Annotated in this window: 18 protein-coding genes; 13 read left to right on the top strand and 5 right to left on the bottom strand. The window is 60.8% G+C overall.

All coding sequences use genetic code 11. From position 1 onward, the window contains the following. Nucleotides 1-126: 126 nt before the first annotated feature. Nucleotides 127-813 carry a Type 1 glutamine amidotransferase-like domain-containing protein gene (locus ACX80C_RS14910; RefSeq protein ID WP_459327238.1) on the top strand — a complete coding sequence of 229 codons (687 nt, stop codon included), beginning with the start codon at nt 127-129 and terminating at the stop codon, nt 811-813. 181 nt (nt 814-994) lie between these two features. Here the strand turns inward: ACX80C_RS14910 and arfB are convergent, their stop codons facing one another. Then, nucleotides 995-1,435 (bottom strand): alternative ribosome rescue aminoacyl-tRNA hydrolase ArfB, encoded by a 441-nt coding sequence (gene arfB / locus ACX80C_RS14905; RefSeq protein ID WP_459327237.1) that lies wholly within the window; start codon nt 1,433-1,435, stop codon nt 995-997. Nucleotides 1,436-1,531: 96 nt separating this feature from the next. After that, nucleotides 1,532-1,900, bottom strand: a complete 369-nt coding sequence (locus ACX80C_RS14900) for a hypothetical protein (RefSeq protein ID WP_459327236.1) — start codon at nt 1,898-1,900, stop codon at nt 1,532-1,534. Between the two features lie 413 nt (nt 1,901-2,313). Here ACX80C_RS14900 and ACX80C_RS14895 point away from each other — a divergent pair, with 413 nt between their 5' ends. The 3 genes from ACX80C_RS14895 to ACX80C_RS14885 all read left to right on the top strand — a co-directional run bounded on the left by ACX80C_RS14895 (nt 2,314) and on the right by ACX80C_RS14885 (nt 6,909). After that, nucleotides 2,314-4,110 (top strand): ABC transporter family substrate-binding protein, encoded by a 1,797-nt coding sequence (locus ACX80C_RS14895; protein WP_459327235.1) that lies wholly within the window; start codon nt 2,314-2,316, stop codon nt 4,108-4,110. Nucleotides 4,111-4,327: 217 nt separating this feature from the next. Then, entirely contained in the window at nt 4,328-5,869 is a 1,542-nt protein-coding gene (locus tag ACX80C_RS14890; protein ID WP_459327234.1) for an ABC transporter permease subunit, read from the top strand. Further along, complete coding sequence (locus ACX80C_RS14885; RefSeq protein ID WP_459327233.1) at nt 5,866-6,909, top strand: ABC transporter permease; 1,044 nt, start codon at nt 5,866-5,868, stop codon at nt 6,907-6,909. Before ACX80C_RS14890 ends, ACX80C_RS14885 begins: the two co-directional genes overlap by 4 nt. A 59-nt stretch (nt 6,910-6,968) precedes the next feature. Here the strand turns inward: ACX80C_RS14885 and ACX80C_RS14880 are convergent, their stop codons facing one another. Next, on the bottom strand, nt 6,969-7,598 hold the full coding sequence (locus ACX80C_RS14880; protein WP_459327232.1) for a PH domain-containing protein: 630 nt from the start codon (nt 7,596-7,598) through the stop codon (nt 6,969-6,971). Nucleotides 7,599-7,699: 101 nt separating this feature from the next. Between ACX80C_RS14880 and ACX80C_RS14875 the strand changes: the two genes are divergently transcribed. The 7 genes from ACX80C_RS14875 to ACX80C_RS14845 all read left to right on the top strand — a co-directional run bounded on the left by ACX80C_RS14875 (nt 7,700) and on the right by ACX80C_RS14845 (nt 17,751). Beyond that, the gene (locus ACX80C_RS14875) at nt 7,700-9,535 is read left to right on the top strand and encodes an ABC transporter ATP-binding protein (protein WP_459327231.1); all 1,836 of its coding nucleotides are present in this window, start codon (nt 7,700-7,702) and stop codon (nt 9,533-9,535) included. 240 nt (nt 9,536-9,775) lie between these two features. After that, nucleotides 9,776-11,410 (top strand): peptide ABC transporter substrate-binding protein, encoded by a 1,635-nt coding sequence (locus ACX80C_RS14870; RefSeq protein ID WP_459327230.1) that lies wholly within the window; start codon nt 9,776-9,778, stop codon nt 11,408-11,410. Nucleotides 11,411-11,539: 129 nt separating this feature from the next. Continuing rightward, nucleotides 11,540-12,466: an ABC transporter permease gene (locus ACX80C_RS14865; RefSeq protein ID WP_459327229.1), complete on the top strand. Its 927-nt coding sequence runs from the start codon at nt 11,540-11,542 to the stop codon at nt 12,464-12,466. A gap of 1 nt (nt 12,467) precedes the next feature. Continuing rightward, nucleotides 12,468-13,460, top strand: a complete 993-nt coding sequence (locus ACX80C_RS14860) for an ABC transporter permease (RefSeq protein WP_459327299.1) — start codon at nt 12,468-12,470, stop codon at nt 13,458-13,460. After that, nucleotides 13,457-15,163, top strand: a complete 1,707-nt coding sequence (locus ACX80C_RS14855) for an ABC transporter ATP-binding protein (RefSeq protein ID WP_459327228.1) — start codon at nt 13,457-13,459, stop codon at nt 15,161-15,163. Before ACX80C_RS14860 ends, ACX80C_RS14855 begins: the two co-directional genes overlap by 4 nt. A 170-nt stretch (nt 15,164-15,333) precedes the next feature. Then, nucleotides 15,334-17,250, top strand: a complete 1,917-nt coding sequence (gene typA, locus ACX80C_RS14850; protein ID WP_459327227.1) for a translational GTPase TypA — start codon at nt 15,334-15,336, stop codon at nt 17,248-17,250. A 6-nt stretch (nt 17,251-17,256) separates the two neighbouring features. Then, on the top strand, nt 17,257-17,751 hold the full coding sequence (locus ACX80C_RS14845; protein WP_459327226.1) for a hypothetical protein: 495 nt from the start codon (nt 17,257-17,259) through the stop codon (nt 17,749-17,751). 15 nt (nt 17,752-17,766) lie between these two features. Here the strand turns inward: ACX80C_RS14845 and ACX80C_RS14840 are convergent, their stop codons facing one another. Next, nucleotides 17,767-18,261, bottom strand: a complete 495-nt coding sequence (locus ACX80C_RS14840; RefSeq protein WP_167993963.1) for an ArsR/SmtB family transcription factor — start codon at nt 18,259-18,261, stop codon at nt 17,767-17,769. Between the two features lie 56 nt (nt 18,262-18,317). Beyond that, a complete protein-coding gene (locus tag ACX80C_RS14835) occupies nt 18,318-18,560 on the bottom strand; it encodes a putative acetyltransferase (RefSeq protein ID WP_459327225.1) in 243 nt (80 codons plus the stop codon). Between the two features lie 169 nt (nt 18,561-18,729). Between ACX80C_RS14835 and fdxA the strand changes: the two genes are divergently transcribed. Then, complete coding sequence (gene fdxA, locus ACX80C_RS14830) at nt 18,730-19,056, top strand: ferredoxin (RefSeq protein WP_167993958.1); 327 nt, start codon at nt 18,730-18,732, stop codon at nt 19,054-19,056. Nucleotides 19,057-19,063: 7 nt separating this feature from the next. Then, nucleotides 19,064-20,203 carry a succinyldiaminopimelate transaminase gene (dapC, locus tag ACX80C_RS14825; RefSeq protein WP_459327224.1) on the top strand — a complete coding sequence of 380 codons (1,140 nt, stop codon included), beginning with the start codon at nt 19,064-19,066 and terminating at the stop codon, nt 20,201-20,203. The last annotated feature ends 107 nt before the right edge of the window (nt 20,204-20,310 follow it).

Below are 20,310 nucleotides of genomic sequence, written 5' to 3'. Positions count from 1 at the left end.
GTCAGGGGTGACTTCGGCCGGCTTAGGCAATGTCGAAGAATCCGGCTTCCAGCCTCATCGGACGAAGGCCTCAGGTAAGGGTCCCTACTACGTGCTGGCACGGCAGCCGTAGAGATCGGAGCACGTGTGAAGCACCTCCTGACGTCGGGCGGGATCAGCAATCCGAGCATCGAGCAAGCGCTTGTCGACCTGCTCGGTAAGCCCATCGCCGAGGCCAGCGCGCTAATCGTCGCGACAGGCATGTATCCCTTTCCCGGCGGTAGCCGCATGGCCCGCGATGCGATCACCGGCGCGGCGTCGAGCCCATTGGCAGGGCTCGGGTGGAAGTCCTTGGGCGTCCTCGAGCTCACAGCGCTTCCTACCCTCCGCGACGAGGCGTGGGTGCCGGAGGTGCAGGAGACTGACGCCCTTCTCGTGTACGGCGGGGACGTGCTCTATCTGGTTCATTGGATGCGTGAATCAGGTCTCGCGCACCTCCTGTTGACCCTCAAGGACTCCGTATACGTCGGGGTGAGTGCAGGGAGCATCGCCGTCACCCCGTATAACTGCGACGCCGAGTTCGATCGGGAGTTTGTCCCCGAGGACAGCGATATGGGACGGGATGCTGAACGAGCGCTCGGGCACGTCGACATCGCGCTCTACCCGCACCTCGGGAACCCTGATATGGCCGATACGACCCTCGAGAACATCGGACGCTGGGCGGATCGGATCCCGGTCCCCGTCTACGCGATCGATGACGAGACTGCGCTTCGTGTCGAGAATGGCAAGATCGACGTTATCTCCGAAGGGACCTGGAAGCTTTTTCCTGCGTGATCCTTGCGCAGTCGGACCAGTTCAGGGCCCGCCGCTCTTGGCGGGGCAGCACTTCGCTCAGCCGACGCAATGACTAGTCGGGCAGGTGGGCACCTCAGCCCGTAGTCCTCGTCTTGGGCTGCGCATGTCGAGCCGCTCAACCGTAGAGTGCTTGACCGCCACGTTCCATTATTCGGGCAGTTTATTCGGGGGCAGGGCGACTTCGGGTGCGCTTGATCTCGGAGCGCAACCGTTTTCCTTCCAGGCGACGACGTCGCGAGCCGCTCGTTGGCCGGGTCGGTCGCCGAATGACAGCGGGAGCCACTGCGTCTCGCAGGATCGCGGCAAGGCGTTGCCGCGCCGCAATTCTGTTGCGCCGTTGGGAGCGGTGCTCGGAGGCGCTGATGGTAAGCACCGTGCCCGAGAGTCTCTCGGAGAGCCGGTAAATGGCTAGTTTCCGTTGGACCTCATTGAGCGCTGATGTAGTGCGTAGATCGAGACTGAGTTGCACACGTGAGTCGGCCGTATTGACGCTCTGGCCGCCGGGGCCGGATGCTCGGGAGAACTGCTCAACCAGTTCGCCCGCCGGTACCCTGAGGCCGCGCGGCGCGCCGGGCCCCGAGGGTACACGCAAGTTGTCCACACAATTATTGTGCCCCAACTCCGAAACGGTTGTTCCGATCAACGTCGGTTAGAAGCAGCAGACGCTAGGTGCGTAAGCCATCGTCGGGACGTCTGCTCAGATGGAACGACGTGCCCCGCGCAGTCGAATTGCAATCACCGCGTCAATGACGAACAGTGCAAACATCGTGACGGTATTGCGCCTGCGACCTTGTTGCATGTACTCGTGCCCGAATAGAAGGTGAAGCAGGGAGCGTGCCGCAACGGCACGCCACCGCCAAGGTGACGACCGTCCGGCCAAGATCGTGATGCCGAGGACAAGGTCTGCCGTTCCAAGTACGCGTCGATATCCAACGTCAGTGCGCGCTAAGTCGAGCCATCGCCCGCCCGTCAGTGGGGCCACGGTCAATAAGCCACCGAGAGCTGCGGAGACCGCACCCACACCATCGGCCGCGATGGTGAGGATGGCGTTCCTGGTAGCTGGCATGTGGGGACTCTACAGCAGCCGGGGTAATGGAGTAGTCGGCGCTTCACCGAGACCGAGCCCAGGAGAGATCGCCGACGGCTCGTCATTCATCCGCGACGATGGCCTCGCACTCGGCAAGATTGACTCCTTCGGGGCCTCCAACCGTGGCAACGTAGGCGAAATTCACTTCAGAGATCAGGCGCAGAAGCATCACCGACCGGTATCCGGCCGATAACCGACGGGTGTCGGTAGGGGCATCTTTGGTTGCATCTCGGTAACAACACACGGCCCTCCTAGCTTTCGATACCTAGTAGTAACAATTACCCCTTAGGCTTTTCATCATGTGAGGCACGCCACTTTGACCATCAGAGTGCGTGTCAGTCCTTTGTAAAACCATGAAGGACATCTTCCACAACATGAAACTAGGAGGCGGAATGCGTTTCGGACGTACTTCCAAAGCCGTAGGTGTAGCGGCAATTGCTGCACTTGCACTGAGCGCCTGCGCTGAAAGCGGCGGCGGCGACGATACTGGCAACGACGGTGGCGGCAACGAGGCGGCCGGCGGCGCTGTAACAGTCGCCGAGGTCAACCCGTTCACCTCATTCAACTCCGACAGTGCCACCGGCAACGTCGACATCAACGGCAAGGTCAGTTACCTGACCCACGGGCAGTTCAACTACATCAGCAATGAATACGAACTTGTGCCTCAGGAGGAGTTCGGCACCTACGAGTTGGTGTCCGAGGATCCGCTCACGGTCACCTACACGGTCAACGAAGGCGTGACCTGGTCCGATGGCGAACCAGTCGACGCTGATGACCTGATGCTCTCTTGGGCAGTAATTTCCGGTCATTACAATGACTTGGCCGATCCGGATCCGGACGTCGAGGGCGACGAAACCGGAGTCGACTACTTCACCTATGCCGGTTCAACCGAAGGCCTGAGCCTCACGGATGTGCCCGAGATCGGTGAAGATGGCCGCTCGATCACTCTCGTGTATTCGGAGCCTTATGCCGACTGGGAGTCGGCCTACGACGTCCTAGACACACCAGCGCACGTCCTGGCGACCGGTGGCGGTCTGGCCGATGGGGACGCATTGATCGAACTGTTCCAGTCCGCACCGGAGGGTGACCCGGAGAACCCGCAGGAGCGTCCCGAGCTCCAGGCAGTTGCGGATTACTGGAATACGGCGTTCGACACCACCACGCTCCCCACCGATCCGAACCTGTTTTTGTCCAGCGGACCGTACATTGTTCAGGACATGGTTCCGGACCAGTCGATGACACTGGTGCGCAACGAGGACTACAACTGGGGACCGATCCCGGCCCTAGATGAAATCACCATCCGGTATATCCCCGACGCCAACGCACAGGTTCTTGCACTTCAGAACGGCGAAGTGGACATCATTCAGCCCCAAGCATCCGCTGACACACTGACGGCTCTTGAGGCTATAGACGGTGTCGAGATTCTGCGTGGTCCTGAGTTGTCCTTCGACCACCTCGACATTTTCCAGGGTGGTGTCTTCGAGGATCCTGAGGTACGCGAGGCGTTCATGCTCACCATTCCTCGGGAACAGATCGTCGATGCGACGATCCGTCCTATCGATCCCGAGGCCTCACCGCGTAACTCGCACATCTTCGACTTCGGGACGGATGGCTACAATGCGGCCATCGAAACCAACGGGTCTGACGCTTACGCCGAGGTTGATATCGATCGCGCCACCGAGCTGCTCGGCGGGGCAACGCCCGAAGTGCGGATCATGTACAACGCCGACAACCCAAACCGTGTTGACGCTTACACACTCATTGCTGAAAGTGCAGAGCAGGCCGGCTTTGTAGTGGTCGACGGCGGCCTTCCCGGTGCAGAATGGGGTGCCGCTCTGGCCAACGGTGGATCGAGTTGGGACGCAACCATCTTCGGTTGGATCAGCAGTGGTGTCGGCGTAACCGGTGTGCCTCAGCTGTACGGTTGCGGATCCGCGTCGAACTACGCCCAGTGGTGCGACGAGGAAGCCCAGACTGCAATGGAGGAGCTCATTGTCACCACAGATGAAGCCCAGCAGCAGGAACTGCAGATTCAGGTTGATACAGCCCTCTTCGAGACCGGCTTCGGCCTGCCCCTGTTCCAGTCCGTTGGTTTGAACGCAGAAAGCGATCAGATCGAAGGAACCGAGTACATGGGCAACCAGACCGGTATCTGGTGGAACTTCTGGGAGTGGACGATCGCTGAGTAGGCGGCCGGTTCCAGCTCATTAGGACCCAAAGGTAATGGAAGCGTTGGGACGCAGAAGCGTCCCAACGCTTCCTGCCGCCGTCGGTGAATCGTCCACTGATTGGCGGTTCCCAAATTCTGCTGGAACGTAACGTGCATTACACTTCTTGCCACAACCCGGCATCATCCGGGGCACCTCCGGGCATGTGCCCAACGCTCAACACTGAGGCTCACAAACTATGCTGACGTATATTGTCCGGCGGCTGATCGCCGCCGTGCTCATTCTCTTTGGCGCTTCCTTCCTCGTGTATGTCCTGACTGCGCTGTCAGGAGACCCACTTGAGGATTTGCGTCAAAGCAATGCCCCTAACAGAGAGGCATTGATTCAACAACGTATTGACCTCCTGGACCTCGACATACCGCCTGTTCTTCGCTATTTCGCCTGGTTATCAGGCGCAGTGAAATGCCTGGTCCCCTTCGCACTAACCTGCGACCTGGGAAACAGCGTGACTGGAATCGAGGTCACCCAGCTGCTCGGCCGGGCAATGGGACAGACCATCCTGCTCGTTTCTGCTGCTACCGTCCTCGCCATCATCATTGGCATCACTCTGGGCATTGTGACCGCGCTCCGTCAGTACAGCGGCCTTGACTACGGCGTCACCCTGATGGCCTTCCTGTTTTTCTCGCTGCCCGTGTTCTGGGTAGCCGTGCTGCTCAAGGAATTCGGCGCGATCGGGTTCAATAACTTCCTTGCCGAACCAGACATCAGCTTCGCTGCGACTATCATCTGTGGCCTGCTAGCCGGGTTCCTCTTCTTTCTAACGTCGGGCGGAACCATGAAGCGGAAGCTTCTATGGGCCGCCATCGGTTTTGCCTTCGCCTTCGCTCTCGTCTGGTTCCTCGATTTCACCGGGTGGTTCCTCACACCCGGCTTCGGCCCGATCGTGATTGCCTTGCTCTCGGTAGGCATTGCGTACGGTGTAACTCTGCTGACCGCAGGGCTGAAGAATCGCAAGGCCCTCTACAGCTCACTGATCGTGGTCGGGATCGGCGTCATCGCGTACTTCGCAGTGCAACCGCTATTGGACCGCGCAACCCTGTTGATGATTGTCCTTCTCGCTATCGCAACGGTGCTGATCGGCTTGGTTGTCGGCTACTTCATGGGCGGCTACGACAAGCGCCAGAACATGAACGCGGCAGGCTTGACCGCATTCCTGATGGGATTCCTCATCCTGTTGGACCGGTTCATGCAATCCTGGCCGGACTACTTCGACAACAACCGGATCAACGGACGCCCCATTGCCACGATTGGTTCGGCAACCCCGAATCTCGAAGGCGACTTCTGGGTCAGCGGAATCGACACCTACACGCATCTATTGTTGCCAACAATCGCCCTGATGCTGATCTCGCTTGCGGGCTACAGCCGATACTCGCGGGCATCGATGCTCGAAATCATGAACCAGGATTACGTTCGGACCGCCCGCGCAAAGGGTTTGGGAGAACGAACCGTAGTCATGCGGCACGCCTTCCGTAACGCGCTGATCCCTCTGGCGACCCTTGTTGCGTTCGACATCGGTGGATTGATCGGTGGAGCAATCATCACGGAGAACGTCTTTGCATTCAGTGGTATGGGTCAACTATTCGTCGATGGTCTGCAATCGCGGGATCTCAATCCCGTGATGGGCGTCTTTCTGATCACTGGCATCGTGGCGCTCGTCTTCAACCTGGTGGCCGACCTCGTCTACTCCGTCCTTGACCCGCGCGTAAGGGTGAAAGCATGAGCACTACAGCACAAGAAACCAAGCAGCAGCAACCTGAAGAGGCCAAGGGCCTCAGCCAGGGACAGATCGTACGCAAACGCTTCTTCGGACACACGGCTGCGGTCGTGAGTTTGATCGTCTTTGCCTGCGTGGTGATCCTCGCGTTTACCTCAGTTGGCTATGCGGGTATTCCCGGCTGGTGGCAGTGGAACTACATTGAAACTCCCCGGCTCGCGACTCCAACCGGGGAACCAACGTGGAGCCCGGAACTGGGGAACCCTGGTACTTGGTTCGTTTTTGGGGACCATCCCTTCGGCCAGGACCGCGTAGGGCGCGACCTCTTCGCGATGACAATGCGAGGGGCGCAGCTGTCTCTGATCATCATGTTCATTATCGGACTGGTTGGCGGATTCATTGGTGTAGTCATCGGTGGTGTTGCCGGCTACTTCCGCGGCTGGGTTGAGACGGTCCTGATGCGCTTGACTGACGTCATCATCATTATTCCGCTAGTGATCATCGCTGCGGTGCTGGGAACGTTCGGTCGCACCCTTTCCGGACCAGGAACCATCTTTGATACTCTCTTCGGCGGCAGTGCAGGGGTGATCCTGCTCGGCATCTTCGTAGGCTTCATCATCTGGACCGGCCTTGCCCGCCTTGTTCGCGGCGAATTCCTCAGCCTTCGTGAGCGCGAGTTCGTTGACGCGGCACGGATTGCCGGGGCCTCGAACACCCGGATCATCTTCAAGCACATCGTTCCCAATGCGGTCGGCGTCATCATCGTGAACACCACTCTCGTGATGGCTTCGGCGATCCTGCTTGAAACTGCGTTGTCCTACCTCGGACTTGGCGTCCAAGCACCGGATATCTCGCTGGGCAGCCTCATCAGCGACAACCAGGCCGCCTTCAGTACGCGGCCCTGGCTGTTCTGGTGGCCTGGGCTGTTCATCGTGATCATCTGCCTGTCGATCAACTTCATCGGTGACGGGCTTCGCGACGCGTTCGACCCACGTCAGAAGAAGTTCAACTCGAAGAAGGCTGCAGAGCCGAAGAAGCCGGCCTGATGATCGCAACCTTCGACGGGCTGGCCGTTCGCCCGGCCAACCCGGACGCCGAACTGCTGCTATTGGGCGCTCAGAGTGATTGCGCTCAGCAGCAGCAGTCCGGCGACGATTCCGAGAGGCAGCCAGTTGATCCTGGGGATCACCTTGGTCTGCTCCGTGGTGTCAACGTCGATCAGGCCGCTTTCGACCTGCCGTTCCCACTCGGTGCGAACGAGCAGCGCGGCCATGCCGGAGTCTGTGTTGCGCAAGTCACCCGGACGGACGCTACCTCCCGCGCCGTAACTGCTGCCTGGAAGGTGCTGCATGTGCTCCGGTTTGCCGGTGTGCGTTCCTCGGATGCCGGGCGCGGGTGCAGCCCAAGCGGTGTAGCTGCCTCCGGGCGTTACAAGCTTCAGCGCGTACTTGGTGTCAACGTGGATCAGCGCGGCCCAGGGGACCTCGAAGGTTCGCAGCGGGTTGCGAAGTTCCACGGCAACTGGCCCCACCGCGACGTACGGGTACCAGAACAGCCACCACGCGGCGGCTCCAACAGCGAGCAGCGGCGCGGAGGTGACCAGTGCAGGCAGGCCGGACGTCACGACGGAACCCGCAAGCCCAATACCGATCACGGTTCCAGCGATTGCGATGATCCATTTGCTGCTGCGGGGACGGAAAACAGTTCTCTGGGCCGGTCCGGTAGGCGAAGTCATACCCCCATATTTTCAACATTCAGGTCAAGTGCAGTAATCGGGAGCCAAACAGGCCCTGCAACTGCGCTGCGCCAACGGTCACACGGTGGAAGGACAGCACTATGACCAACGACATTATTGACGGTAACGGGAGCGAAAACGGGAAGAAGTCATCCCGCGGCCCAGTCCTAGAGGTCAAGAACCTCAGCGTCGACTTCGGCGTGGAGAAGGAATGGGTTCCGGCGGCCATTGACCTGAACTACTACGTCAACGCCGGCGAGGTTCTCGCTATCGTTGGCGAGTCCGGTTCGGGCAAAAGCGCAAGCTCGATGGCGCTGCTAGGCCTCCTTCCCAGCAACAGCCGCGTGACCGGCGAGGTAAACCTCAACGGGAAATCGATCCTCAACCTTTCGGGCAACAAGCTCCGCGAAGTGCGCGGCAATGACGTCGCAGTGATCTTCCAGGAACCCATGACGGCGCTGAACCCTGTTTACACGGTGGGGTTCCAGATTGTTGAGACCCTCCGGTTGCACAATGCGATCTCGCCTGACGAAGCGCGCGAACGCGCGATCAAGCTCCTGGACATGGTTGAGCTGCCTGATCCTGAGAAGGCGTTCCGCTCCTACCCGCACCAGTTGTCAGGAGGACAGCGTCAGCGCGCCATGATCGCGCAGTCGCTTTCCTGCGATCCGAAGCTCCTCCTCGCAGACGAACCGACAACCGCACTGGATGTCACCGTTCAGGCCGAAATCCTCGACCTGATGCGTAATCTCCGTAACAAGCTGGACAGCGCGATTGTGCTCATCACGCACGACATGGGCGTTGTTGCTGACCTAGCGGACCGCATTGCGGTGATGCGTAAGGGCGTCATCGTTGAGACAGGTACCGCCGAGAAGATCTTCAGTAATCCGGAGCACCCCTACACGCAGGCTCTGCTGGCGGCTGTCCCCCATCTCGGCCAGGGAACTGAAGGCGGCGGAGACGACGTCGACATTACGGCCGCGCTTGCAGCCGCCACCCACTCGGATCTCTCCGGTGTAGATAAAGAAGAGCTCGAGCGCCGTGAGCGCGCAGTGCTTCAGGGCTTGGACGAGAATGCCGAGTCGCGGAGCGATAAGCGCGGAGAAGCTGTGCTGGAGCTGCGCGATGTTGCAATCGAGTACCCGAAGCAGGGTCGCGTCCCGGCTTTTCGTGCGGTCGAGAATGCAACGCTGAGCATTCACCCGGGTGAAGTCATGGGACTGGTGGGGGAGTCGGGCTCGGGCAAGACGACGATCGGCCGCGCCGCCGTCGGACTACTTCCGGTGGCGGAAGGTTCCCTGAGCGTTGTTGGTACTGATATCTCCGGCCTTAAGCCCACCTCGCGCGAGTTGGGCGCGGTCCGTCGGAATGTCGGCATGGTCTTCCAGGACCCGTCGTCGTCTTTGAACCCACGCCTGCCGATCGGTGAGAGCATCGGCGAGCCGATGTTCCTTGCCGGCGAGGCGAAGGGTGCGGATCTTCAGAAGCGCATCGAGACGCTGCTGGATCAGGTTGAACTTCCGCGCTCTTACCGGAACCGGTACCCGCACGAGCTTTCCGGTGGACAGAAGCAGCGCGTGGGTATCGCCCGTGCGCTCTCGCTCAAGCCGAAGCTCATGGTCGCTGATGAGCCAACCTCCGCCCTCGACGTTTCGGTGCAGGCAAAGGTGCTTGAGCTCTTCCAGAACCTGCAGCAAGAGATGGGCTTCGCTTGCCTCTTCGTCACACACGACCTCGCAGTGGTCGACGTTCTTGCCGACTACATCTGCGTAATGCGCCGCGGCAAGATCGTTGAGCAGGGCACGCGCGACCAGATCCTGCGCAACCCTCAGGACCCGTACACGCAGCGCCTGCTGGCGGCGGTTCCATTGCCGAACCCCGAGAAGCAGCGTGAGCGCCGCGAGCTGCGTGCGCGGCTCCTGGCGGCCGCTGAGTAACCACTCAACCGAAACAACGACGACGGCGACGCCCACCGAAAGGGGGCGTCGCCGTCGTCGTGAGTATCAGGGCGAAGCTCAAGCGAGTGTTGTTCCCGCGACATTGACCTCGTTTGCATGGGCAACGAAAACTTGTAGGCTTGGCGCTTGTGACTGGACTTGGCCACGACGCGTCAAGTTCTTTCTTTCTCAACATTGGGTCCAGATCGGACCCTGCTCAAATACCAAGTAGGAGGCGAAATGCGTTTTAGGCGTATTTCCAAAGCTCTCAGCATCGCGGCGATCGCTGCGCTTACCCTGAGTGCATGTGGGGGTGGCAGCGGCGATGAAGACGCTCCGGCGGATGCCAGCGCGGTCATCATCGTGGATGGCTCAGAGCCCCAGAACCCGTTGATTCCCACCAGCACAAACGAAGTCGGCGGCGGAGCGGTCATCGACCTGCTCTTCGCGGGGTTGGTCAGCTATGACCCCGAAGGCGCACCACAGAACGAGATGGCAGAGTCGATTGAGACCGAGGATGCACAGAATTACACCATCACGCTGAAGGAGGGCAAGACATTCACGAATGGTGACCCCGTAACGGCGTCTTCGTTCGTTGACGCCTGGAACTACGGCGCGGCAGCGAAAAACGCCCAGCTGAGCAGCTACTTCTTCGAGAGCATTGAGGGCTACGACGAGGCAAGCGCTGAGGGTTCTGAGGTGGAAACGCTATCGGGATTGAAGGTCGTCGATGACCTGACCTTCACTGTCAAACTCAAGCAGCCCGAGTCGGACTGGCCTCTGCGGTTGGGCTACAGTGCATTCTCGCCGCTTCCGGCTGGAGCGCTCGAAGATCCTGAGACCTTCGGCGAGAACCCCGTAGGCAACGGCCCGTACAAGTTCGCGGCTGAGGGCTCATGGCAGCACAACCGGCAGATCGAACTTGTGCCCAATGAGGACTACGACGGGCCGCGCAAGGCGCAGAACGGTGGAATCACGTTCAAGATCTACCAGAACGACAGCACTGCGTATCAGGACCTGATTTCGGACAACCTCGATGTACTGAAGACCATCCCGACTTCCGATATCAAGAACTTCAAGAACGACCTCGGTGAGCGTTGGATCGAATCGCCGTATGCAGGCAACCAGACCATTGCCATCCCGTACTACCTGGAGAACTGGGACGGCGAAGCAGGAAAGCTACGCCGCCAGGCATTCTCAATGGCAATCAACCGCGAAGAGATCACCGAAGTGATTTTCAACAACGGCCGCACCCCTGCCAAGGAATTCACGGCGCCGGTCCTGGATGGGTACTCCGATGACCTGCCCGGAAGCGAGAACCTGGAGTTCAATGCGGAGAAAGCCAAGGAACTCTGGGCAGAGGCAGAGGAACTCGAGCCTTATGATACGAGTGAGCCGCTGACCATTGCCTACAACGCTGATAAGGGCGACCACAAGACCTGGGTTGAGGCTGTTGTAAACAGCCTCAAGAACACACTCGGTATCGAGGTCTCCGGCAAGCCTTATGCCACCTTCGCCGAGGTGCGCACCGAAGCGACCGAGAAGACTCTCACCGGCGCCATTCGTGCAGGCTGGCAGGCCGATTACCCGTCACTGTTCAACTTCCTCGGCCCCATCTACGCCACGGGCGCTGGATCGAACGATGCGGTATACGAAAACCCTGAGTTCGATCAGGCCCTGAGCGACGGCCTCTCCCTCGACACCGTTGAGGCAGGAAACGAAGCCATGAACAAGGCGCAGGAAATGCTCCTTGAGGACCTTCCGGCTGTTCCGTTGTGGTACCAGGTGGCGCAGGGCGGCTGGAGCAACAACGTTGACAACGTCCAGTTCGGCTGGAACGGCGTGCCTCTGTACTACGCAATCACCGGCAAGTAGTTCACCAGCGGTAATGGGGTCTGTCCGAGCGGATAGACCCCATTGCCTTGCTCCAACCAAAGGTTCAATCATGATCATTTCCACCTTGCGTTCTCGCCGAACGTTCGTGTGCAGAGTAGGCGGTAGCTGATGGGCTGGTACATCTTCCGGCGTTTCCTGCAGCTGATTCCCGTCTTCCTGGGAGCAACCCTCCTTGTCTACTTTCTGGTCTTCAGTCTTCCCGGTGACCCCACGGCCGCAATCTGCGGGGAGCGGGGGTGCACGCCGGCGGTGGAAGCAGCCCTGCGCGAGCAGTACAATCTGGACGAGCCGTTCTGGGTTCAGTACTTCCTTTATCTGAAGGGAGTACTCACCTTCGACCTGGGAACCACATTTGCCGGGCGTCCGATCGCGGTCATCATTGCGGAGGTCTTCCCGACCACCGCACGGCTGGCAGTCATGGCGCTCATTTTCGAGGCCTTCTTCGGCATTCTTTTCGGACTCCTCGCGGGCCTGCGCAAGGGGAAGCTCTTCGACTCGACGGTGCTCGTCGTATCGCTGATCGTCATCGCTGTGCCGATCTTCGTGCTTGGCTTTCTCATGCAGTTCCTGATCGGTGTGAAGCTCGAATGGGCAAATCCGACGGTCAGCGGAGATGCAACAATCCCTGAGCTCATCCTGCCCGCCGTCGTTCTTGGCCTCGTGTCCTTCGCTTACGTCCTCAGGCTTACGCGAACCAGCGTGATCGAGAACGCCAATGCTGATTACGTACGCACTGCGACCGCAAAGGGTCTCAGCCGGCGTCGCGTGATGGTTGTACACGTACTAAGGAACTCGATGATCCCGGTCGTCACATTTCTTGGTGCCGATCTTGGTGCCTTGATGGGTGGAGCCATTGTGACTGAAGGCATCTTCAACGTGAACGGCGTGGGGCTCACGCTCTACAGGGCCGTGCTCAGCGGCGAGGCCCCGGTCGTTGTTTCGATCGTGACAGTACTCATCCTGATCTTCTGCCTGGCAAACCTCCTGGTGGATCTTCTGTACGCCTGGCTGGACCCGAGGATTCGATATGCCTGATATGGATAAACACTTCGCGGAGGTCAGCTCCGCACCACGCGGCAAACTATCCAAGTACGCCGTGGAGCACTTCGTCGCCGACGTTGAGGAAACGCCGGTGGCAGAAACCGACAGTGCGACGTCCAGTGCGGCGCCTCAGAGTCTGTGGGGTGAGGCCTGGCACAGCTTGCGTCGGCAACCCCTGTTCATTCTCAGCGCAGTACTGATTCTTGCCGTCACCATCGTCGCGCTGTTTCCGGGTATGTTCACCAATGAACCGCCGAACGAGAACTGCCTGCTGGAAAATTCAGACGGTGGTCCAGCCCCGGGACACCCGCTCGGCTACACCCAGCAAGGTTGCGACATCCTGTCGAGGGTCGTATATGGAACACAGGCGTCTCTGACGGTTGGAATACTCGCCACCATCGGTGTCCTGATTATCGGCGGCCTCATTGGTGCCCTTGCTGGATACTTTGGCGGCTGGATCGACGCGACTCTGGCTCGGCTTGGCGACATCTTCTTCGCGCTGCCCCTGATTCTCGGCGCGATTGTCGTGGTGCAGCTCCCATTCTTCCGCGAGAATCGGAACGTTTGGACACTCGTCCTCATACTTGTCGCTTTTGGTTGGCCACAAATGGCGCGTATCACGCGTGCAGCGGTCATCGGGGTAAGAGGTGCGGATTTTGTTACCGCCGCGCGGTCGCTGGGAGTTTCGCGCGCCGGTGCCCTGGTGCGCCACGTGCTTCCCAACGCACTGGCACCGGTGATTGTCATCGCGACCATCTCGCTTGGCACATTCATCGTGGCCGAGTCGACTCTTTCCTTCCTCGGAATCGGCCTGCCCCCGGACGTCATGTCATGGGGCAACGACATCTTTTCTGCGAAGGGATCGCTTAGAACCAATCCAATGGCGATGTTCTGGCCCGGACTTGCCCTCTCGCTGACCGTGCTCAGTTTCATCATGCTCGGCGACGCACTACGTGATGCTCTCGACCCAAAGGCGCGTAAACGATGAACAATACGTCGATCTCTGAAAAAAATGGTGTCAATGACGGCAGCCCCCTGCTCGAATTGCGGGATGTCGCCATCACCTTCACAACAAGCAATGGCGACGTAGAGGCGGTACGGAACGCACATCTGACCGTTATGCCCGGCGAGACGGTGGCAATTGTGGGCGAGTCGGGCTCCGGCAAATCGACAACGGCGCTAGCCGCTATCGGTCTTCTGCCGGGTAATGGAAGGGTTTCCTCCGGCAGGATCATTTTCGACGGCGAGGACATCACCACCGCTAGCGAGAAGCGGATCGTCGAGCTTCGGGGATCCTCGATAGGGATGGTCCCCCAGGACCCGATGTCGAACCTGAACCCGGTCTGGAAGATCGGTTTCCAGGTGCGCGAAACCCTGCGCGCGAATGGTCTTCCCCATGAGCGGAAGGATGTCGCCAAGGTCCTTGCTGAGGCCGGCTTGCCTGATGCGGACAGCAGGGCGAACCAGTACCCGCATGAGTTCTCGGGCGGCATGCGGCAGCGTGCGCTGATCGCCATCGGGTTGTCCTGCCAGCCGAGACTGCTTATCGCCGATGAACCAACCTCGGCCCTCGATGTTACGGTCCAACGGCAGATCCTCGACCACCTGGACACGATGACCGAGAGTCTGGGCACCGCTGTGCTGCTCATCACCCACGACCTCGGCCTCGCTGCAGAGCGCGCGCACAAGGTAGTGGTGATGTACAAGGGAAGGGTCGTCGAAGCTGGCCCGGCCATGGACCTGCTGACCAATCCCCGCCACCCCTATACCCAGAAGCTCGTAGCTTCTGCACCGTCACTCGCTTCGCGGCGCATTGAAACAGCGAAGCATCAAGGTTTGCAGACGGATGAACTTCTCGCGCCGAGCGAAGAGGCGGCGCAGAGCTACGACAACGTCATTGAGGTCAAGGACCTGACCAAGGTGTTCAAGTTGCGCGGAAGTTGGGGTAAGTCGACGGACTTCAAGGCGGTCGACGGCGTTTCCTTCTCCATCGCACGGGGTACCACCACAGCAGTGGTTGGCGAGTCAGGCTCGGGCAAGTCCACGGTCGCCCGAATGGTCCTCGGTCTTGAAGCAGCGACCGATGGGCACATCCTCTTCGACGGCGTCGACATCACCTCGCTTGGGAGGAAGGAGATGTTCGACTTCCGCAGGAGGGTGCAGCCGATCTTCCAGGATCCTTACGGTTCCCTAGACCCGATGTACAACATCTTCCGGACCATCGAAGAGCCGCTTCGCGTCCACGGCGTGGGCGACCGGAAGAGCCGCGAGAAGAAGGTTCGCGAGCTTTTGGACCAGGTCTCGCTCCCGGCAGCCATGATGCGCCGGTTCCCGAACGAGCTTTCGGGCGGGCAGCGTCAGCGCGTTGCGATCGCCCGGGCGCTCGCACTGGACCCGGAGGTGGTGATCTGTGATGAGGCCGTTTCGGCCCTGGACGTGCTGGTGCAGGCCCAGATTCTGAACCTGCTCGCGGAGTTGCAGTCGGAACTGGGGCTGAGTTACCTCTTCATAACGCATGACCTGGCGGTGGTCCGGCAAATCGCAGACCACGTGTGCGTTATGCAAAAGGGACAGCTGGTCGAAAAGGGCACCACGGATGACGTCTTCGACAATCCGCAGACCGACTACACGCAGGCGCTCCTGGCCGCAATTCCCGGGGCGGGGCTCATGCTGCCCCCAGAGGTTGCTTGACTTTCAACCCAAGCACGACGACGGCGACGCCCACCGGAAGGGGGCGTCGCCGTCGTCGTTGGCCGGGCCCGTTTAGGCCATCTTTTGCTCAGAGTTTAGACTGTTAACTGAAGTGCGCTGTGCTGCCCACTTTCACATCTTTCTCCACACCATGAATTGAGTCATCACGCATGCCTGTATCCACGAGCAACACTGCAGTTCGCAGCGACCTCCGCAACGTTGCCATCGTGGCCCACGTGGACCATGGCAAGACAACCCTTGTGGACGCCATGCTGAAGCAGACCAACTCCTTCGCGGCCCATGGCGAGGTTGCCGATCGCGTCATGGACTCGGGCGATCTCGAGCGCGAGAAGGGCATCACCATCCTCGCCAAGAACACCACCGTGTTCTACGACGGTCCCTCAGCCAAGGGCGAGCCCATCACCATCAACGTGATCGACACCCCGGGCCACGCGGACTTCGGTGGCGAGGTTGAACGCGGGCTGTCCATGGTCGACGGCGTGGTCCTCCTGGTGGACGCCTCGGAAGGGCCGCTGCCCCAGACCCGCTTCGTCCTGCGCAAGGCCCTCGCGGCAAAGCTGCCGGTTGTACTGCTGGTCAACAAGACGGACCGCCCGGACTCCCGCATTGACGAGGTTGTCAGCGAGTCCATGGACCTGCTCCTTGGCCTGGCCTCTGACCTCTCCGATGAGGTCCCCGACCTGGACCTGGATTCCGTGCTGAACGTTCCCGTTGTCTACGCTGCCGCCCGCGCCGGCGCCGCCTCGCTGGAGCAGCCTGCCGATGGTTCGATTCCGGACAATGACAACCTTGAGCCGTTGTTCAAGACCATCATCGAGCACATCCCCGCGCCGCGTTACAACCCCGACGGCGTCCTGCAGGCCCACGTAACCAACCTCGACGCATCGCCGTTCCTCGGTCGTCTTGCACTCCTTCGCATCTTCAATGGAACCCTTCGCAAGGGCCAGCAGGTGGCCTGGGCGCGCCAGAACGGCGAGCTCAAGACCGTGAAGATCACCGAACTGCTCGCGACGAAGGCCCTTGAGCGGGTACCGGCTGAATCTGCGGGACCGGGCGAAATTGTTGCGGTGGCAGGGATTGAGGGCATCACCATCGGCGAGACGCTCACCGATGTGGAGAACCCCCAGCCGCTTCCGCTGATTACCGTCGACGATCCCGCGATCTCGGTGACGATTGGTATCAACACCTCCCCGCTGGCCGGCAAGGTCAAGGGCGCAAAAGTCACCGCCCGCCAGGTGAAGGACCGTCTGGACAAGGAGCTTATCGGCAACGTGTCCCTGCGCGTCCTGCCCACGGCCCGCCCGGATGCCTGGGAAGTCCAGGGCCGCGGCGAGCTTGCGTTGGCGATCCTCGTGGAGCAGATGCGCCGCGAGGGCTTCGAACTGACTGTCGGCAAGCCGCAGGTTGTTACCCGGACCGTCGACGGCAAAATCCATGAGCCCATGGAGCACATGACTATCGACGTCCCGGAGGAATACCTCGGCGGCGTCACCCAGCTCATGGCGGCACGCAAGGGCCGCATGACCAACATGGCCAACCACGGCACAGGCTGGGTGCGCATGGAGTTCATCGTTCCTGCGCGCGGACTGATCGGTTTCCGAACGCGTTTCCTCACGGATACCCGTGGCGCCGGCATCGCCTCGTCCTACTCCGAGGGCTACGAGCCGTGGACCGGCGACATCGAGTACCGCACCAACGGTTCCATGATCGCGGATCGCTCCGGCGTGGTCACCCCGTTCGCAATGATCAACCTGCAGGAGCGTGGCTCCTTCTTCGTGGAGCCTACGTCCGAGGTGTATGAGGGCATGATCGTCGGCGAGAACTCCCGTGCAGACGACATGGACGTCAACATCACCAAGGAGAAGAAGCTCACCAACATGCGTGCGGCATCCTCCGACAGCTTCGAGAACCTCACCCCGCCGAGGAAGCTGACCCTTGAGGAATCCCTTGAGTTCGCCCGCGAGGATGAGTGTGTCGAGGTCACGCCCGAGTCCATCCGCATCCGCAAGGTCATCCTCGACGCCAATGAGCGTCTCCGCGCAGCCCGTTCCCGAGCCCGCGCCTAGAACCGCGTGACGGTACCGACGGCGGGCGACCCGCACGGAACGTACGACGACGGCGCCGCCCCGGCCGCCGTCGTCGTACGTTCCAACGGAACCAGCATCAGGCGCGGTGTGGCTTCGGCCGTCATCGCCGGGATAGCTGCTGCAACCCTCGGTACCGCTCTGCACGCGCACGTGTGGCATGTGGGTGGGGCCGATATCCCGGTGGGTGCGATCGGCTCAGTACTTCTGAGCGCGAGTCTCGCGGTCTTCGTCGGCCTATGGGCCCGGAATGTGATGATGGCCGCCCTGACCGGGGTAGTTGCGTATGCACTGGTGGGCCTGATGTCCGCGACGGGTGCCGGAAGCCTCATTGCTGCGGGGATCCTCGTGGCCGGGGATACGCCGCCCGTGGCCGTGGCCGGTTATGTCTGGGTGATTGGGCTGGCGGTCGGGACCGTTGGCGCCGTCGCTGTGTCCTGGCGGGTGCTCCGGCTGTCCGACCGGCGGTTGACGCGCCGGTAGCGCGGTATTGCGCTGCTAGTTGGCTGTGCGATCCAGATGGTGGGCCAGCATGATCGATGTCGCGGTACCGTCTTCGTCGGACTGGCGTTGCGCGTACTCCTCGAAGACCGTGCGGATCTTCTCCATCATCTCAGCGCGATTGGCGTCATTGAGCCTGACACCCAGCCGCCAGACATCAATCTCCGACGGGTTGAGGCCCTCTATCTCCTGCAGGAAGGTCTCGACAAGCACTGGAGCGGCGTTGGGCATCCGGCTTCCCCAGGAAAGCCCCGTGGCGCGATACGGAATTTCCTTGGCTCCGCGATTGCCGGTCCGTGGTTCTTCGGCCTGGAGGAATCCCGTGGATAACAGGGTGCGTACGTGGTGCAGGGCGGTGGCCGGATTGAGCTCCAGCACCTCAGCGATCTCCTTGTTGGTGCGCGCCTTGTGCAGACAAAGACGGAGGATTCTGAGCCGAACGGGGGAGCTCAGCGCCCTGCCGCGTGCCTGGACATCCTCATCTGTTTCCATACTCAAAAGCATACGTCAGCATGGCGTACTGATTGACAATAGTCAATCGCACAGCGTCATATCCCCCGGCCCGGAACTGCACTGCGACGTGGTGGCGGGGGTGGAACAGGCTTCGCTGCAATTACTGCATCCAACGGCACGACGACGGCCCCTCGGCGTCCGTGCACGGTGCAGGAGACACCGTCCCTTGCCACCAGGTCACCGAGTGCATCGGTAAGCCCATCCTCGATGCGATATCGCACCACCACACGGGTGCCCAGCGGCAGCGTTGCCAGAACGGTCTTCGGATGTGGGGCCATGCTTCAAGCCTGTCATATTACGAACAGCGCCCGGCGATGCCGGTCACTTCGATCGTTGCGTTAAGCTGGAAAGGCAACAATGGCTGGCAGTCGCGGCGGGAACGAGCTGTGGCTGGAAGGCAACACCTTGGCCGCCGGCCGCTAAACAACCTGAGGGAAGGCGTGGGAAGTGACCTACGTAATCGCACAGCCGTGCGTGGATGTGAAAGACAAGGCCTGCATCGAGGAGTGCCCGGTTGACTGCATCTATGAAGGCGAACGGTCCTTGTACATCCACCCGGATGAATGCGTGGACTGTGGTGCATGCGAACCCGTCTGCCCGGTTGAGGCCATCTACTACGAGGATGACACCCCGGACGAGTGGGCCGAGTATTACAAGGCCAACGTCGAGTTCTTCGACGACATCGGTTCCCCCGGCGGAGCAGCCAAGCTGGGGAACACGGGCAAGGACCACCCGATAATCGCCGCGCTGCCGCCGCAAAACCAGGAAGCGTAAGAGCAGCGTGAGCCTGCAGGGAGCCTTCGGGCTCAGCCTTCCGGACTATCCATGGGACGCCATGGCGCCCTATGTCCAGGAAGCGCAACGGCACCCCGACGGCGAAGTGAACTTGTCGATCGGTACGCCCGTTGACCCGACGCCGGACCTGATACAGCAGGCGCTTCGCGGCGCTTCCAATGCCCCCGGTTACCCCACAACGCATGGAACCACCCAGCTGCGGGAAGCGATCAGCGGCTGGTTCCGCCGTCGTCGTAATGTCCCGAACCTGGATCCCGCGGCCATCATGCCGACTGTCGGCTCCAAGGAGCTCGTAGCATGGCTGCCAACGCTGTTGGGGCTGGGGAAGGGCGACGTCGTCGTCCGGCCGACCGTCGCCTATCCCACCTATGACATGGGCGCCCACTTCGCCGGAGCAACCCCGGTTGCAGCAGACTCCCTAGCTGACCTGGATCCCGAAACGCGCAGAAGGGTGCGACTGGTCTGGCTGAACTCGCCGTCCAACCCGACCGGCAAGGTGCTCGGCGCGAGTGAGCTGAAGTCAATCGTCGACGACGCCCGTGGCCTGGGAGCGATGGTCGCCTCGGACGAGTGTTATGCGGAGCTCGGGTGGGGAAGTTGGGACCCCTCCTCGGGTGGAGAGCCGGTCCCGAGCGTGCTGGACGAGCGCGTGAGCGGAGGCTCGACTGACCTTTTGCTCGCCGTGTACTCGCTCAGCAAGCAGTCCAACCTTGCAGGGTACCGGGCGGCCTTCGTTGCAGGGGACGCCACAGCGATGCCGAACCTGATCAATTCCCGCAAGCACGCGGGGATGATCGTGCCGTATCCGGTCCAGGAAGCGATGCGCGTTACGCTCGGTGATGACTCCCATGTCGCTGCGCAGAAAGATCTATACCGTGCCCGGCGTGATCAGCTGCTTCCGGCACTTGAGGCATTCGGGCTGAAGATCTCCCATTCCGAAGCAGGTCTGTACCTGTGGGGGACAGCGGGGGAAGATACGTGGCTGACCGTGAAACGCTTTGCGGAGCTGGGAATCATTGTCGGACCGGGCACCTTCTACGGCGAGGCCGGTAACGGTTTCATCCGCGTGGCGCTGACCGGATCGGACCAACGTATAGACGCTGCAGTGCGAAGGCTGCAACCCTAGATGAGTGAGTCCTATTAGGCGGTTGCCGCGTGGACGCTGTTAATCGAAGGCGGAGGGTGTTAAACCCAGTTTGTGAAGACAGACCTTAACACCCTCCTGACCACACT

This window comes from Arthrobacter tecti, assembly GCF_054511355.1.
Note: the sequence above shows the minus strand (reverse complement) of the source record. Positions and strands in the feature narration are given on the sequence as shown.

What these genes read in the sequence shown, in the direction of transcription:
- ACX80C_RS14865 (WP_459327229.1), top strand. Translation starts at nt 11,540, where the DNA reads ATGGGCTGGTACATCTTCCGGCGTTTCCTGCAGCTGATTCCCGTCTTC.
- ACX80C_RS14860 (WP_459327299.1), top strand. Translation starts at nt 12,468, where the DNA reads ATGGATAAACACTTCGCGGAGGTCAGCTCCGCACCACGCGGCAAACTA.
- ACX80C_RS14890 (WP_459327234.1), top strand. Translation starts at nt 4,328, where the DNA reads ATGCTGACGTATATTGTCCGGCGGCTGATCGCCGCCGTGCTCATTCTC.
- typA (WP_459327227.1), top strand. Translation starts at nt 15,334, where the DNA reads ATGCCTGTATCCACGAGCAACACTGCAGTTCGCAGCGACCTCCGCAAC.
- ACX80C_RS14855 (WP_459327228.1), top strand. Translation starts at nt 13,457, where the DNA reads ATGAACAATACGTCGATCTCTGAAAAAAATGGTGTCAATGACGGCAGC.
- ACX80C_RS14880 (WP_459327232.1), bottom strand. Translation starts at nt 7,598, where the DNA reads ATGACTTCGCCTACCGGACCGGCCCAGAGAACTGTTTTCCGTCCCCGC.
- ACX80C_RS14835 (WP_459327225.1), bottom strand. Translation starts at nt 18,560, where the DNA reads ATGGCCCCACATCCGAAGACCGTTCTGGCAACGCTGCCGCTGGGCACC.
- ACX80C_RS14875 (WP_459327231.1), top strand. Translation starts at nt 7,700, where the DNA reads ATGACCAACGACATTATTGACGGTAACGGGAGCGAAAACGGGAAGAAG.
- ACX80C_RS14840 (WP_167993963.1), bottom strand. Translation starts at nt 18,261, where the DNA reads ATGGAAACAGATGAGGATGTCCAGGCACGCGGCAGGGCGCTGAGCTCC.
- ACX80C_RS14900 (WP_459327236.1), bottom strand. Translation starts at nt 1,900, where the DNA reads ATGCCAGCTACCAGGAACGCCATCCTCACCATCGCGGCCGATGGTGTG.
- ACX80C_RS14885 (WP_459327233.1), top strand. Translation starts at nt 5,866, where the DNA reads ATGAGCACTACAGCACAAGAAACCAAGCAGCAGCAACCTGAAGAGGCC.
- ACX80C_RS14870 (WP_459327230.1), top strand. Translation starts at nt 9,776, where the DNA reads ATGCGTTTTAGGCGTATTTCCAAAGCTCTCAGCATCGCGGCGATCGCT.
- ACX80C_RS14895 (WP_459327235.1), top strand. Translation starts at nt 2,314, where the DNA reads ATGCGTTTCGGACGTACTTCCAAAGCCGTAGGTGTAGCGGCAATTGCT.